The following is a 15583-nucleotide window of genomic DNA, read 5'->3' as shown; positions in this document are numbered from 1 at the left end:
CGGCCTCCTATAGAGGAGGCCGGCAGTAGTAGTTGGAAGAGTGAATTGCCTAAACGGATAATGCAAGAAAGCTTTGCGAATTTACTTCACGCTGCTCTGCACAAGTGCAGCAACTTCCTCGGCGGTGCCAAGCTGAAGTGCTTTGGCCGCCATTTCCTTCATGTCTGCAGCGGACAGCTTGGAAATCTGGCTGCGTGCAGGCAGGATGGAGGTTGCGCTCATGCTGAACTCATCGAGGCCCAGACCGAGCAGCAGCGGAATCGCTGTGCTGTCGCCGGCCATTTCGCCGCACATGCCAGTCCATTTGCCTTCAGCATGAGCTGCGTCGATAACGATTTTGACCAGACGCAAGATCGCCGGATTGTAAGGCTGGTACAGGTAGGATACCCGTTCATTCATACGGTCGGCAGCCATCGTATATTGAATAAGATCGTTGGTACCGATACTGAAGAAATCCACTTCTTTGGCGAACTGGTCAGCCAGAACCGCTGTTGATGGGATCTCTACCATGATGCCCAACTGAATGTTGTCCGATACTTCCTTGCCTTCTTCGCGCAGCTTAGCCTTTTCTTCCAGCAGCAGATCGCGGGCTGCACGGAATTCGCCGAGCGTAGCGATCATCGGGAACATGATGCGCAGGTCACCGTGAGCACTTGCTCTAAGCAAAGCGCGCAGCTGGGTGCGGAAAATATCCTGCCGATCCAGACACAGGCGGATCGCACGGAATCCAAGGAACGGGTTCATTTCCTTCGGCAGATCCAGGTAAGGCAGCTCCTTGTCACCGCCGATATCCAGTGTGCGCACAACAACCGGCTTGCCGTTCATGTTCTCAAGCACGGTGCGGTAAGCATTGTACTGGATTTCTTCGGAAGGCAGCTTGTCGCGGCCCATGTACAGGAACTCGGTGCGGTACAGACCTACACCTTCGCCGCCGTTCTCGATCACACCGTTCACATCATTAGGTGTGCCGATATTGGCAGCCAGTTCTACATGTTTGCCGTCAGCCGATACGGTCGGCTCATCGCGGAGTTTTTTCCACTCGGCGATTTGCAGATCATAGGCTTCTTGCTTAGCTTTATATTCGGCGACTTCAGCATCGCTCGGGTTGATTAGAACATCTCCGCTCAAACCGTCGACAATCACCAGATCTCCCGACTTGACTTCAGACAGAACATTCTTGGTGCCGACTACCGCCGGAATTTCCAGGGACCGGGCCATGATGGCCGAGTGCGAGGTGCGTCCGCCGATATTCGTCGTGAAGCCCTTCACGTATTTACGATTAAGCTGCGCCGTGTCGGATGGAGTCAAATCCAGGGCAATGACGATAACCTCTTCATTGATTTCCGCAGGACTTACATAGTGAATACCCAGCAGGTGGTTCAGGATGCGTTTGGTTACATCGCGCATATCAGCAGCACGTTCCTGCAGGTAAGCACTTTTCATATTTTCGAACATTTCGATAAACTGAGTGGCGACTTCATTTAGGGCATAGTCCGCATTAACCGATTCCTCGCGGATTTTATCCATTACGGGACTGATGAGTTCGGGGTCTTCAAGAATCAGCAGATGGGATTCGAAAATCTCCGCCTTCTTCTCGCCCAATTCAGCGAGCGTACGCTCCTTAATGCCCTGCAGCTCGCCCTTGGATTTCTCCAGGGCGCTCTCCAGTTTGGCAATCTCGGCTTCCACATCGCTTACAGCAGTCTTCGTGATTGTATAATCCGGATGTTCCAGGATAAATGCACGGGCTACGGCAATACCTGCTGAAGCCGCGATTCCTGAAATTTTATTCATGGAGCTCTCCCAGCCCTTCTTTAATCATCACATCTTGCAGTGCGCTCAGTGCTTCCGCTTCTTCACTGCCTTCAGTAATCAGACTCAAAGTATCGCCAGCTTCAAGACCCAAAGACAATACGCCGAGAATGGATTTAAGTGTTACTTTTTTACCTTTGGCTTCCGCGAATGCTTCTGTGCCTTTAAATTTTGTTGCTGTATTTACCAGCGCTGTTGCTGGGCGTGCGTGAATTCCGTCTTCGTCAATAATTCTGAATGTTTTTTGCATGATAATATCCAACTCGCTTTCTGTTAATTTGAATGTTTGTCTTATGTGAAGGCCGCGCTCCCCTTCATTATAAGGGAAGCGCTATGCCAATGCACATGTTACTGAATGCTGATGATGTCTTTATCGCCTACAGCCACTTTACCCGGCTTCTTCAAGGTAACCGTGGACCCTTCAGGCAGATTGGAGAAGATGACCGGTGAAATAACGGAAGGCGCATGGGCTTTCACGTATTCCAGATCCACTTCCATAATCGGCTGTCCTGCAGCTACCAGGTCGCCTTCTTCTACAAGAATCGTGAAGCCTTGGCCTTTAAGCTTTACAGTATTAACACCAATATGCACGAGCACTTCCTTGCCGCCGTCGGACATAATCCCGATGGCATGCTTGCTCGGGAATACATTGAACACTTTCCCGTATACCGGTGAAGCAATCTTGCCGTCATCTGACAGGAAGGCGAATCCGTCACCCGTCATCTTCTGGGAGAAGACAGCATCTGGAACCTGTGTAATATCAAGCAGCTCGCCATTTACCGGGGACACGATGTCCTCAGGAATAATTGCTGCGCCTTCTTCACCGGCCTGCTTCTCAAGCTCAGGCTGCGGTGCGGCAGCAGCTGGTATTCTGCCGTTCATGACATCCTGGATCTGTGACTTGATTGTATCTGAACGTGTACCAAAGATCGCCTGAACGTTATTACCAACCTCAAGCACACCGGAAGCACCCAGCTTCTTCAGCCGGTTCTTATCTACACCTGCCTTATCCTTAACCTCGACGCGGAGGCGGGTGATGCAGGCGTCCAGATGGGTGATGTTTTCTTTGCCGCCCAGTGCGGACAAAATGTTGCGCGGCAGATCATCACCGCTTGTAGATACATTCCCCGTGTTGACGTCTTCCGAATCATCGGATGCATCTTCACGTCCCGGAGTTTTCAGATTGAACTTCCGGATGACATAGCGGAATCCAAAGTAGTAAATCACGGCAATAGCCAGACCTACCGGGATAACCAGCCACCACGCAGTACGGTTCGGGATAATACCGAACAGCACATAGTCGATAAAGCCGCCGGAGAAGGTCATTCCGATCTTAACATGAAGGATTTGCATAGTCATAAAGGAAAGACCTGCAAAGACAGCATGCACTGCGAACAGAAGCGGAGCTACGAACAGGAATGAGAATTCCAGCGGCTCTGTAATCCCTGTCAGGAAAGAAGTAAGGGCTGCAGAAACCATCAAGCTGCCGACAATCTTTTTATTCTCAGGTTTGGCTTCATGGTAGATCGCCAGTGCCGCTGCCGGCAGACCGAACATCATGAACGGATATTTACCTGTTGTAAATGTACCCGCTGTGAAATCCACCCCGTCGCGCAGCTGCTGCATGAAGATCCGCTGATCCCCGCGTACCAGTTCACCGGCTTTATCGACATAGCTGCCAAATTCATACCAGAACGGTGAATAGAAAATGTGATGCAAGCCGAAAGGAATCAGTGAACGCTCAATGACACCGAAGATAAAGGCCGACAGCGTCAAGTTCGTGTTGATCATGCTTTGCGACACATAGTTCAGGCCGTGCTGGATCGGCGGCCATACAGCCGTCAATACAAGACCAAGAATCAGGGAGGTTACTGCCGTCATAATCGGCACAAACCGTTTACCCGCAAAGAAACCAAGATACGACGGCAATTCTATGCGGAAGAACCGCTTGTACATCGACGCGGCCAGTATCCCGACCAGAATACCGCCGAAAACCCCTGTCTGCAGCGTCGGTATTCCCAAGACACTGGAATAGGAGAAATCCTTCCAGGTCAATACATAAGCGTTAATGCCCAGTACCGTTCCCATGGTTACATTCATTACGAGGAAACCGATGATTGCCGCAAGACCGGCAACCCCTTCACCACCGGCAAGACCGATGGCTACCCCGACCGCAAACAAGAGCGACAGGTTATCAAAAACAATCTGTCCCGAGTTCATCAAAACGTTGGCAACGGCCTGAACCCCGCTGTTTTCCAGTGCCGGTACGTATTGGAGGAAATCCGGGTTAACCAGCATGTTGCCGATCCCGAGCAGCAAGCCCGCCGCAGGCAGGATGGCTACAGGAAGCATAAGCGCTTTACCGACTCTTTGCAAAACGCCAAACAACTTTTTGAACATTTAGGCCACTTCCTTAATAGTAATTTCGCACAAACAGGAAACCAAAAAAGGCATGAGCAACACAGCATTTAGGTTTGTCTTCTAACGCTAAGGTTAGATTGCCCCAGCTTGGGGCCTGACAACCAAAATACTGTAAATCACTCATGCCTGATCGTATCAGTTACACGTAGGTATTCTGTTTTATTGGAACAGGGAACATTGTAGCACCGATTTTTTGAAGTTGCAAGCATGTTTTTGTAAGGGGTTCATTTCAACCCTCATGCTGCCCCATATCCTCTTCATCCTCTTTCTTCTGGGCCAGGCGCTGCAGATGAATGGTCAGGTAGCTCACTTCAGCCGGATATACCGGAATACGCACCCGCTGCTCAATGACCTTAGTCAGCTTCCAGGCCAGCATGTACATTTCAGGATATTCGCGCTTCATCAACCCGTCCAGAGAAGAAGTCTCCCGCACACTCTCACCACGGCGCAGTCTTTCCAGAACAAAACGCAGGTGGGTGATCAGCCGGGAATAATCCAGGGAATCCCGCGGAACATGATAACTCAGATTATCCTCCACCAGCCCCACGAGATCACCGATCAGCACGGAATGCTGCTTCACCTCGGAGATATGACGGTTGCTCAATGCGCTTACAATATGCAAAGCGACAAAACCGATCTCATCAAGAGGCAACGTTACCCCCATCGCCTGATTGATCCGCCCGACTGCATATTCGGCCAGACTGTATTCCTCAGGGTAAATTTCCCTGGTTTCGTACAGAAACGGATTATGTATGGCGATATCTTGTTCATGACGGCGGATGGCAAATGAAATATGGTCAGTGAGTGCAATATGAATATGTTCATTCAGCGGTTGGCGGCTGCTCTGCATGATATGCAATACAATCTCCTGAACTACCTCGATCAGCTTCTCATCCACCTGCGGAACGAGCTGCTTGTATTGCTCCTGCTCCTCCTGGCTGCGGAGAATAAACATCTTCTCCACGGAAGACAGACTGATCCGATCACGCATTTTCCGGTTAAAGCCTATGCCCTTGCCAATCACCACAACCTCGGCGTATTGGGGATGCTCGGCAATAATCACATTGTTATTGAGGACCTTAGCCACTGTTATGCTGCTCACTGCTTACACCTCTTTGAATTCTGAATACCTTTACCGCTGCGGCAGCTGCATAACTTGACAGCATGTGTAGATTATACTTGGCTACCGCCATAACATCAAGATTTCGAATGTGGAAGAGGCTGGATCATTTTACCCGGAAGGTTCTGCCCGAGTATTTATAGACCAGGAATAAGGCGATGGTCATGTAGGCTACCGTGGTCAGCAGTACCATTCCCGCAAAATAAGCCGGAGTGCTCTCCAAGCGGAGGCACACAATGGTTGCAGCCAACACAATGCTGTTGACAATGGTGAAGAACGGATTCTTCAAATTCAGCTCTGTGCTGTAAGGCTGGAAAATATAATACATGAACAAGTGATGCACGGAGAAGAACAGGGATAGGCCGAGGATAGCCCCGCAAAAACCAGCTGCATCCGCAATCCCCCAGGTTTCATCCGAAAGCAGAATGAGCAAATTCACAGCTATACAAATAGCTCCGGCCGGAATCAAATTCAGAGCGGTTATTCTCAGCAGCCGAATCCGGAAATTGCTCAGCACCGCCGTCCGTTCCCGGTAGAATCCATACCGCAGCAGACTAATGTCGCAGTTGTAAAACATCGCTTTGCAGACCTTCTCACCGATCGAGGTAAAATTCATAATAAATACAAAATAAGAAAGGCTGCCGATTAAAAAATGTGCCATCTTGGTAAACATTGCCGGTGAGACCATCATCGACAGCAATCCGGCTGCGAACAACACGCCAATGATGAGCATCCGCCGCTGAATCGGCTGTATTAAAAAACGTTTATGCCGGGAGAAAAAGATCGCATTCAGGTAAGCATAGCCGCTTTTCTCCTGAAATTGACCGGGACTCAGCTGTTCCGCTGAAAAATCCTTTTCTTTCGTCTCGACATCCTTCACTCTCGACTCCTTCATCATACGCCCCATATCCAGCAGCGGATCGTCTATTTTGGTCACGGCATCAACCGCACTGCGGTAACGGGGATAACGCGCAATATAAACGGCGGCAACCACTCCTATAGCCACAATGGCCAAACCCGCCGGCAGGTTGAACAACGTAGCGCTGTCCACATAGGACACTTCTGCATACAGCAGAGCATAGGCAAGAAGAAATCCCACGCCTATGACGGTCCACACCCACCCTGTTTTTTTGACAAGCACAATGTCCGTACGGTCGAAGAGCCATAAATGCAGCGCCTCACTGCCCAAGCGCCAGGCAGTTAACAGCAGGGCAAGCAGCACTCCCTGCCAGACCGGGGCCTGCAGCAATGAAGCGAAGAGGCACATGGCCGGTATATAATAAACAAAGAAACTGAAGGTCCGAAGCGACAGAGTAGCGTGCATGTACTGATCAGCAGGCAGCCGCATCAGCTTCACACAAATATATTTGTCCCGCTTCGGTTCCAGGATGACCGCATTTGAAACTGCCGCTACGACACAACTGATTATGACCAGCACTTGCAGATAGAGCTGATACTGTTCAGCAGGCGGCAGTTCCTTGCCGATTGTGATCACCGGCCAATAGACTACAATTCCCAAGTAAGCGAATTTGGTCAGAAAGCCCCATATTATCTTCAGAATAAGCACGATTACAGTCAGCGTCTTTTTGAGTCCTGTCCGGGAATACAAGTCATTCTTTGCCATCTTCCCAATAACCGGCAGCCGCTGGAGATAATAGATCAGCCGGTTCGCCCCGGATGCGCCCCTGATATCCAGTATGGTGTTCAGCGTCTTAATCATTGCTGCCCTCATCCTTTAGCAAGGTTATGATTCTCTCCTCGAATTTCGGGCTGTGCAGGGTGTCGGCAGGAATCTCCTGGAGTGTCCCGTTATTCAGGATAACGAGCTCGTCGCACAAGTCGGCTGCAAGCTGCAAAATATGGGTGGAGAAAATAATGATATGATCCTGCTTCATCTCCCGCAGCAGCTTCTTGATCTCCAGTGCCACCACAACGTCAAAAGAAGTCAATGGTTCGTCCAACAATATCAAGGGCGGACGTGTAATGATAAAGCAGAGCATTTGGATCTTGTTCTTCATGCCATGAGAATACCCTTTGATCAGCCGGTGGCGGTCCTCCTGCTCAATCCGGATAATGTCGAAATAATCTTCGATGCTTTTGCCAGGTTCAATCTTGTCGCGGTTGATTTCCATATAGAATTTCACAAACTCATAGCCTGTAAGAAATTCCGGCAGGATAGGCAAAGAAAACACATACCCGATATCCGCCTCGCGAAGCGGACTGCTTACTTCGTTTTCCCGTAAAAAAGCCCCGCCGCTGTCCATTCCGATCTCCCCGCTCAAGCAGTTGAACAGCGAGGTTTTACCGGCACCGTTGCGGCCCAGCAGACCGTAAATCTTGCCTTTTTCAAAAGTGTAGTCAATGCCTTTGAGCACTTGTTTATCTCCGAAGCTCTTACGGATGTTATCCAAGAGCAGCTCCATACGAAGTTCCCCACTCTCCATAAAATTCAAGGTATGACAGGCAATGCGCCTGTCATACCTTGAGTTATCCCGCATTATCCTTCAAGTTTATCAGTTGGAACCACTGGCACTGCCGGTACTGCAGGTACTACCGGTACCGCAGGTGCAACCGATACTGCCGGTCTGTGGTCCGGAGTTCCCGTTTTTCCTTTAGTCAAACCTTTAATCAATGCCTCTACATCAATTCCCGAGACACTCTTCAGCATCTCCGGTGCCGTCGACATCAGTTGGGTCACATAATTGCTGACCCGCGCCGCTCCTTCACCGTTGCCCGTATCCACCACAGTGAGCTTGTCGATGGATGCCAGCGGCTCGGCAATCTTACCGGCCAATTCAGGCAGCATCTTCACGATGATGTCGAGCACGGCAGCTTCGCCGAATTTCTGGAACGCTTCGGCCAGCTTCTCTTTGGCTTCTGCTTCTGCGAGACCGCGCAGGCGGATAACTTCGGACTCCGCTTTACCTTTAGCCAGTTCTGCATCGGCTGTTGCCTGGCCTTCCAGGCGTTTCTGCTCGGATGTCGCCTTCGCCTGGGTCTCAATGCTGTACTGCAAGGCATCGGCTTCGCGCATCCGCTTAGCCTTATCGGCTTCTGCCGCCTGTTCCACTGCGTAGCGGTCGGCTTCCGCTTTCTTCTTCACTTCCGCATCGTACTGCTTCTCGCGCACCTGGATTTCTTTGGACTGCAGGTCTATCTCGCGTTCCTTACGAACCAGTTCGACCTTCATCTGCTCTTCCACCACCGTCTGCTTGGCGCGCGCCTCCTGGATGTGATAAGCCTGATCGGCTTCCGCCTTGGCTGTATCCTGATCACGTTTAAAGGCTGCAACCTTCAGCTGATTGTCCTTGGAGGCTTCGGCGATGTTCGTATCCCGCAGCAGTTCAGCCTTCTGCCCTTGCTCCTCGGCGTTTGCCTTCTGGATCCGTGCATCCCGCAGCGCTTCCGCTTCAGCGATTTCTGCATCCCGCTTCACTGCAGCAATCCGCGGTTTACCTAGAGCTTCCAAGTACCCGTGCTTGTCGCGCACATCTTTGATGGTGAAGGAGACAATCTGCAGTCCCATCTTCTTAAGATCGCGCGCTGCTACGCCCTGAACCTCCTGGGCAAACCGGTCACGGTTGCGGTAAACCTCTTCCACAGTCATTGAGCCGAGAATCGCCCGAAGATGCCCTTCAAGCACTTCCTGCGCCTCGCTCTTCAGCCCTTCTATCGGCTTGCCCATGAACTGTTCGGCTGCCGTTGCCACATCTTCGGTAGAACTGCCTACCTTGATAATAGCCACACCGTCGGCGATAACCGGCACCCCTTGCTCAGTGTATACCTCCGGCGTCGTCACATCGAGCTTATGCGAGAGCAGAGACATGAACTCGGCCTTCTGGAAGACAGGCAGAATGAACGCCCCGCCCCCGCGGACTATCTTGATTTTACGGCCCGAGCCATCATCTGAGATATGATTGCTGCCGAGAAAGGAACCGGTGACAATCATTCCTTCATCGGGTCCGACCGTCTTGTAACGCGCCCAGAACGCAATCCCAAGCACCAGTAGAACCGCTACAACCACAACAGGAATAAACAAATAATCTGGAATGTCTAAGTCTAACATTAAGAATCCACTCCTTTTCTCTCTTCAAATTCAGTTACCAGCGCAACACCTTCCCGGACCTCTACCACTACAACCTTAATCCCGGCCGGGAGGGATAGCTGCTCAAAGCTGGCTGCCGTATGCAGGCTGTTGCCTGCACCGAACTTCACCATGATTTCGCCATAGCCCTGTGCCGGAATAGGAACGGTAATTTCTCCGATCTTGCCAGGCAGCTCGCTCATGGAGAACCCGTTTGACATCTCGCTTTTGTCCATCGGTTTGACGACTCCCAAGTAAAGAACCACCCCCATAAAGGCTGCGATCAGCAAGGACAAGGCAAGAACAGCGCCATCTTCCAGCCTGCTGTAACGCGTGAGCAGAATGCCTGCTCCGCCAAATACGGTAACTCCCCCGGCCAGCACAGCAGGGTTCAGGAAATCAAAGGAAGCTACATCAAATATCCCATCCAAAACATTGCCGATCAGATCTCCCACAACTACGCTGACTACGGCAAAAATGACGCCGAGCGCCAAACAGCCCAAATACAGCGTTTGCATTATTTTCTCCTCCCGTCTAAAGTTCCGGACTGTCATACTAGTATAAACGTTCAAACCATGTCCTTGGTTTCACAAACTTGGATGATTATCTCAATATTGTATCGTGGAAGCAGCCTTGAACCCAAGCCGGCCTATGCCAACAGTTTATGCAAAAAAGCCGTCCCCATTACCGGGAACGGCTTGATTTCCTGCCCGGAGCTGCAGCTCTGCAGCTCCTTTATGGGGGCGTTCTTACAGCGCCATTGTATAAATTTCTACAACATCCTCACGCTCCAGCTTGCGGAAATTACCGAACGGTCCGAAACGCACCGCTTTGTCGGCCATGTTTCCGATTTCGCTGTCATTGATATCATAGTCGCCCAAGGTCTTCGGCGCACCGATGGAATCCCAGAAGCGGCGCAGCGCTTCAATGCCTTCAAGACCGGCTTCTTCATCGCTTTTGCCGGACGGATCAATGCCGAATACGTTCACGGCCAGCTGGCGGAAGCGGGCAGGGTTCGTACTGAGGTTGTACTTCATCCATTGCGGGAAGAGAATGGCCAAACCGCCGCCATGCGGGATATCGTAGACTGCTGATACGGCATGCTCGATGTTGTGTGTTGCCCAGTCTCCGGCGAAGCCCATGCTGACCATGCCGTTCAGAGCCATTGTGCCACAGTACATAATCGTTTCGCGCAGCTCGTAATTGTTCAGGTCCCCGATCAGCTTCGGTGCCGTTTCAATAACGGTGCGCAGCAGCGTCTCACAGAAGCCGTCCTGTACAGGCGTGTTGCCGTCGGTATGGAAATAATGCTCCAGAACATGCGACATGATGTCCACCATGCCGTAGACGGTCTGGTCACGCGGCAAAGTGAAGGTGTTCTCGGGATCAAGGATGGAAAATGCCGGGAAGGCATGCACGCTGCCCCAGCCCATTTTCTCCTGGGTGACTTCGTTGCTGATGACAGAGCCGTTGTTCATCTCGGAGCCTGTAGCCGCCATCGTCAGCACTGTGCCCAGCGGCAGCGCGGCTTGCGGAGCAGCCTTGCGTTCCACAAAGTCCCACATATCCCCTTCATATTTCGCGCCTACCGCAACTGCCTTGGCACAGTCCAGTACGCTGCCCCCGCCTACGGCAAGAATCAGCTCAATGTTGTGCTCCCGGCACAATGCCACACCTTTATGTACAGTGGACAGACGCGGGTTCGGCTCGACTCCGGCCAGTTCGGTCACGACAGCCCCGATGGAATTCAGCTCAGCCAGCACATTATCATACAAACCGCTGCGTTTGATGCTGCCGCCGCCGTACATCAGCAATACGTTCTTACCGTATTTCGGGACTTCGCTCTTCAAAGCCTGCAATGTTCCTTGTCCAAAAATCAGCTTGGTAGGATTATAAAATTCAAACTTGCGCATATGGGTAAACCTCCATTAGTTGATGAATGTGATGCAATTTCATATTATAGACCTCTGGCGTGCGTCATTCAAATCACAGCGTCTCCCCGTATCACGCCAAGCTGAACGAACAGTATAAGAAAAGCCCCCAAACCTGCGTGGCCGGGGACATTAATACTAACATTCAGTTGTTTATAGGGCTCCGAAGCTCTGCACAAACCGGCGGAAAGCGGCTTGTCCTTCCGGTGTCCGTTTGTAGACCCCGGCATGCTCCAGAATATGGGTGAATTTGATACCGACCTCATTCTGCACGATTTTGACAGCTTCTTCGTGGTTGTGTCCTGTGCCGAAGCGTTCGGCCAGCTCTTGGATCCACGAGGCATGCTGTGCAAGCGCGTGATCCGCTTCACTCTTCACGGCGGCCAGTAGCGGGAGATCTCCGGCAAGCACGCCTGCGATAGCATCCAGCTCTTCCTTCAGGCGTCCCGGCAGAATAGCCAGACCCATAACCTCAATCAGGCCGATGTTCTCCTTCTTGATATGGTGCATCTCCCGGTGCGGGTGGAATATCCCTTCGGGGCATTCCTCGCTGGTCCGGTTGTTGCGCAGTACCAGATCCAGCTCGAAGCCGCCGTCTTCCGCCCGCCGCACGATTGGAGTAACGGTATTATGCGGGGTTTCCACACCGTCAACTTCGCTGAAAGCCAATACCTCAGCCTCAGGATCGCTGTAGGATTTCCAGGCTTCATAGAGATCGTTGCCGCATTCCAGCAGCACTGCAGGGTCCGCTCCATGCAGACGCAGGACCGACATCGGCCACTTCACGATGCTGAGGCTGACGCCCGGATAGGAGGCATGGGTGAACGTCTGCTCTTTCGGTGCTTTCTGGATCGGGAAGGTGTGGCGCCCGCCCTGAAAATGATCATGGGTCAGAATCGACCCGCCGACAATCGGCAGATCGGCGTTCGAGCCAATGAAATAATGCGGGAAAGCTTCCACAAAGCTGAGCAGACGCTTCAGCGACTCCTTGGTCAGCTTCATCGGCACATGATCGTGATGGAACACGATGCAGTGCTCGTTGTAGTACACATACGGAGAGTACTGTAGGAACCAATTCTCATTGTTGTTCAGCTTCAGCGGAATTACACGCAGGTTCTGGCGCGGCGGGTGATTCAACCGTCCGGCATAACCCACATTTTCGCGGCAGAGCAGGCATTTCGGATAGACCGGCGGAGGGAGCAGCCGGGCCATGGCGATTTCCTTCGGGTTCTTCTCGGGCTTGGACAGGTTAATCGTCATTTCGATATCCCCGTATGGTGATTCCTGCAGCCAGAACACATTCTTCGAAATCCGGTCCATGCGGATATAGTTGGAATCAATACTTAATTTGTAAAAGCGGTCGGTTGCCGCCTCAATGCCCTTCTCCGCCGAGAGGCTATAGAATTGAGCATTGACTTCAGATGGCCGTGCCATCAGCAGGCCCATAATCTTCGCATCCAGCAGATCACGGTACGTATCGGTATTCTCCGGGATCAATCCGATTTCGAAGCCATAATCAATCAGAATGTCCAGCGGTCCCTGCGGGCTCTCAAGCGGTGTTTCACTGAATTCAAGGGCATACGGCTCACTGAAGCCGAACTGGTCCAGCAGTTCATTGCGGCTATAGTCAACATCGGCAGGCTGGATCAGCTCCTGGTGCAGCGCAAACAGCACAAGCTGTTCGATGGCATGCAGCGCCTTCTCTCCGGCCGGAGCGGTATTAATATCGTTAGGCATTTAAATTCTCCTTAATGTGGTGTAGCAAGTTGTCTGCGTCCTTTTGGGGGGCAGCTGGTTCAATAGAAAGCCAGACTACCCCGGACAGCATGGAGTTATTCTTCTCCGTATCCTTGCGGATTCGCTGAATGCCAGTTCCAGGCGCTCTGAATAATATCCTCAAGGTCCGCATGCTGCGGAGTCCAGCCGAGAATGGAGCGGGCTTTGTCAGAAGAAGCTACCAGCACAGCAGGATCACCGGCGCGGCGCTCTTGAATGACAACCGGAATGTCCAGCCCGGTCACCTTCTTGGCGGTTTCGATCACTTGTTTGACCGAGAAGCCGAGGCCGTTGCCAAGGTTGAAGATATTGCTTGCACTGCCGCTGCGCAGATAGTTGACCGCCCGGACATGGGCGTCAGCCAAATCGCTGACATGGATATAATCGCGGACGCAGGTACCGTCTTCGGTCGGATAGTCTTCGCCGAAGACAGCAATGCTCTCCCGCTGCTTCAGCGCGGTTTGCAGCACCAGCGGAAGCAGATGGCTCTCCGGACGGTGGTCTTCGCCAATCTTGCCGCTGGCATGTGCCCCTGCAGCATTGAAGTAGCGCAACGCCACGTATTTGATGCCAAGCACCTTGTCAAACCAGGCCATCATGCGTTCCATCGTCAGTTTGGTTTCACCGTACACATTCGCCGGCTCTGTGCGGTCAGTTTCCTCGATCGGCACCTTTTCCGGTTCGCCGTAGGTTGCGGCCGTGGAGGAGAAGACGATTTTGTCCACACCTGCATGCTGCATCGCTTCCAGCAGACACTGTGTACCATATACGTTGTTGTCATAGTATTTGACCGGGTCCTTCATACTCTCGCCCACCAGCGAGCTTGCGGCAAAATGGATCACCGCTTCAATCTTGTTCTCCGAAAACAGCTTGGCCAGCAGCGCCTTGTCCCGCAGGTCGCCTTCATACAGCTTGCCACCCAGCAGCGCCTCACGGTGGCCTGTCAGCAAATTATCGATAACCACAACTTCCTCGCCCCGCTCCAGCAGTTCAGCTACTGTATGAGAACCGATATACCCCGCTCCACCTGTTACCAAAATCGCCATCTTACTTCACTCCTTTCAATTCTTCCACACCATTGCCGATACCGCATACGTAGAATTCGCCTACCAGACCGGATCTGGTGGTATAGGCTTCACCGACTTCACGGATAAAGCGTTCGACATCATCCTCATGCACCAGTGATACCGTACATCCGCCGAATCCCGCACCGGTCATCCGCGAGCCAAGGGTTCCGGGAATCCGCTGCGCTTCTTCAACCATAATGTCCAGCTCCTCGCAGCTTACTTCATACAGATCGCGAAGCGAGACATGGGAGTCATTCATATATTGACCAAACTGCTTCAGGTCATTGTTCTTCAGTACTTCAACCGAGTCAAGCACACGCTGGTTCTCTTCCACTACATGGCGGGCGCGGCGTCTGACGGTTTCATCTGTAATTTTGTGCTGATGGATTTCAAATTGCTGAGGTTTCAGCTCTGCCAGGTAAGACAGGGAAGGAACCTCCTGCTTCAGAATGGACAATGCTTCGTCGCACTGGCTGCGGCGTTCATTGTATTTGGAATCCACGAGACCTCTCTTCTTGTTCGTGTTGCCGATCACCAGCTTGTAGGCGCCGGTCACAAATGGAATCAGGTTGTACTCCAGCGTATCGCACATCAGCAGAATCGCGTGATCACGCTTGCCGTTGGCTACGGCAAACTGGTCCATAATTCCGGAGTTTACGCCGACATACTGGTTCTCCGCACGCTGGGACAGCAGCGCAATTTCTACTGTATCCGTATCCCCACCCAGTAGTGTCAGGAACGCGAAGCCGGTAACCACCTCAATGGAAGCGGAGGAAGAAAGGCCCGAACCGTTCGGAATATCACCGTGGAACAAGAGATCGTAGCCGCCGGAAACCGGAAGATCCTTCTTTGCCAATTCCACCATGACGCCAATCGGATAGTCGATCCATTCCCCTGTTTTGGCCTTGCCGATTTCGCTGTAGTCAATGGAAGCTTCGTAAGGAAGATTCGTCGATGCGAATTGAACCTTGCCGTCGCTGCGCGGGCGTACAATCAGTGTTGTGCCGAACTCCAGTGCTGCCGGAAGCACATAACCCCCATTGTAATCCAGATGCTCCCCAATAAGATTGACACGGCCCGGTGCGTAGAAGACGCGTGCCTCTTCGGTACTCTCCCCGTACTTCTCAATAAATTTGCTGTTAAGTTCCTGTATGCTCATTAGTGCCACTCCATCCTTTCGCTGCTATTGCTTCAACTTGGAATCAGTATTGCTGTCTTCATGGTTATATTATAATAAAATCAGACTTGCCCTGATAATGCAATCATGTGTGCAATGCATGGATAAATGTGACTTCCGTGTTATAATCGGAGGACGGGCATTTCCAGCGATTACCCGTTCCCAAAGCGGTGACAGCGTTAACTCCAGAAAGGA

The 15583-nt window shown here is 51.9% G+C and carries 12 protein-coding genes; all 12 read right to left on the bottom strand.

Annotated features, from left to right (window positions below):
* Positions 1–81 precede the first annotated feature (81 nt).
* The gene (gene ptsP / locus ACQ76X_RS21645) at positions 82–1794 is read right to left on the bottom strand and encodes a phosphoenolpyruvate--protein phosphotransferase (protein WP_438495871.1); all 1713 of its coding nucleotides are present in this window, start codon (positions 1792–1794) and stop codon (positions 82–84) included.
* Complete coding sequence (locus tag ACQ76X_RS21640) at positions 1787–2062, bottom strand: HPr family phosphocarrier protein (RefSeq protein ID WP_038599075.1); 276 nt, start codon at positions 2060–2062, stop codon at positions 1787–1789. Before ACQ76X_RS21640 ends, ptsP begins: the two co-directional genes overlap by 8 nt.
* 98 nt (positions 2063–2160) lie before the next feature.
* Entirely contained in the window at positions 2161–4212 is a 2052-nt protein-coding gene (gene ptsG, locus ACQ76X_RS21635) for a glucose-specific PTS transporter subunit IIBC (protein WP_438495870.1), read from the bottom strand.
* A gap of 250 nt (positions 4213–4462) precedes the next feature.
* Positions 4463–5335 (bottom strand): glucose PTS transporter transcription antiterminator GlcT, encoded by an 873-nt coding sequence (gene glcT / locus ACQ76X_RS21630; RefSeq protein ID WP_438495869.1) that lies wholly within the window; start codon positions 5333–5335, stop codon positions 4463–4465.
* A 124-nt stretch (positions 5336–5459) separates the two neighbouring features.
* A complete protein-coding gene (locus tag ACQ76X_RS21625) occupies positions 5460–7073 on the bottom strand; it encodes a hypothetical protein (protein ID WP_438495868.1) in 1614 nt (537 codons plus the stop codon).
* A complete protein-coding gene (locus ACQ76X_RS21620; RefSeq protein ID WP_438495867.1) occupies positions 7066–7776 on the bottom strand; it encodes an ABC transporter ATP-binding protein in 711 nt (236 codons plus the stop codon). Before ACQ76X_RS21620 ends, ACQ76X_RS21625 begins: the two co-directional genes overlap by 8 nt.
* A 74-nt stretch (positions 7777–7850) precedes the next feature.
* Entirely contained in the window at positions 7851–9419 is a 1569-nt protein-coding gene (locus ACQ76X_RS21615; protein WP_438495866.1) for a flotillin family protein, read from the bottom strand.
* Positions 9419–9955, bottom strand: a complete 537-nt coding sequence (locus tag ACQ76X_RS21610; RefSeq protein WP_038588227.1) for a hypothetical protein — start codon at positions 9953–9955, stop codon at positions 9419–9421. Before ACQ76X_RS21610 ends, ACQ76X_RS21615 begins: the two co-directional genes overlap by 1 nt.
* A 231-nt stretch (positions 9956–10186) precedes the next feature.
* Positions 10187–11350: an iron-containing alcohol dehydrogenase gene (locus tag ACQ76X_RS21605; protein WP_438495865.1), complete on the bottom strand. Its 1164-nt coding sequence runs from the start codon at positions 11348–11350 to the stop codon at positions 10187–10189.
* A 171-nt stretch (positions 11351–11521) separates the two neighbouring features.
* Positions 11522–13105, bottom strand: a complete 1584-nt coding sequence (locus ACQ76X_RS21600; RefSeq protein WP_438495864.1) for a UDP-glucose--hexose-1-phosphate uridylyltransferase — start codon at positions 13103–13105, stop codon at positions 11522–11524.
* Positions 13106–13200: 95 nt separating this feature from the next.
* Positions 13201–14190: a UDP-glucose 4-epimerase GalE gene (gene galE, locus ACQ76X_RS21595; RefSeq protein WP_076111435.1), complete on the bottom strand. Its 990-nt coding sequence runs from the start codon at positions 14188–14190 to the stop codon at positions 13201–13203.
* Position 14191: 1 nt separating this feature from the next.
* The gene (locus ACQ76X_RS21590; RefSeq protein ID WP_438495863.1) at positions 14192–15370 is read right to left on the bottom strand and encodes a galactokinase; all 1179 of its coding nucleotides are present in this window, start codon (positions 15368–15370) and stop codon (positions 14192–14194) included.
* Between the last annotated feature and the right edge of the window lie 213 nt (positions 15371–15583).

It is taken from the genome of Paenibacillus sp. IHBB 3054, assembly GCF_051594305.1.
Lineage (GTDB): Bacteria > Bacillota > Bacilli > Paenibacillales > Paenibacillaceae > Paenibacillus_AQ.
The sequence above is the reverse complement of the archived record's forward strand: the minus strand, read 5'-3'. Positions and strand labels throughout refer to the sequence as shown.

Coding starts and splice junctions, on each gene's coding strand:
- galE (WP_076111435.1), bottom strand. CDS start 14,190: ATGGCGATTTTGGTAACAGGTGGAGCGGGGTATATCGGTTCTCATACA.
- ACQ76X_RS21610 (WP_038588227.1), bottom strand. CDS start 9,955: ATGCAAACGCTGTATTTGGGCTGTTTGGCGCTCGGCGTCATTTTTGCC.
- ACQ76X_RS21605 (WP_438495865.1), bottom strand. CDS start 11,350: ATGCGCAAGTTTGAATTTTATAATCCTACCAAGCTGATTTTTGGACAA.
- ptsP (WP_438495871.1), bottom strand. CDS start 1,794: ATGAATAAAATTTCAGGAATCGCGGCTTCAGCAGGTATTGCCGTAGCC.
- ACQ76X_RS21620 (WP_438495867.1), bottom strand. CDS start 7,776: ATGGAGCTGCTCTTGGATAACATCCGTAAGAGCTTCGGAGATAAACAA.
- ptsG (WP_438495870.1), bottom strand. CDS start 4,212: ATGTTCAAAAAGTTGTTTGGCGTTTTGCAAAGAGTCGGTAAAGCGCTT.
- ACQ76X_RS21640 (WP_038599075.1), bottom strand. CDS start 2,062: ATGCAAAAAACATTCAGAATTATTGACGAAGACGGAATTCACGCACGC.
- ACQ76X_RS21615 (WP_438495866.1), bottom strand. CDS start 9,419: ATGTTAGACTTAGACATTCCAGATTATTTGTTTATTCCTGTTGTGGTT.
- ACQ76X_RS21600 (WP_438495864.1), bottom strand. CDS start 13,105: ATGCCTAACGATATTAATACCGCTCCGGCCGGAGAGAAGGCGCTGCAT.
- ACQ76X_RS21590 (WP_438495863.1), bottom strand. CDS start 15,370: ATGAGCATACAGGAACTTAACAGCAAATTTATTGAGAAGTACGGGGAG.
- ACQ76X_RS21625 (WP_438495868.1), bottom strand. CDS start 7,073: ATGATTAAGACGCTGAACACCATACTGGATATCAGGGGCGCATCCGGG.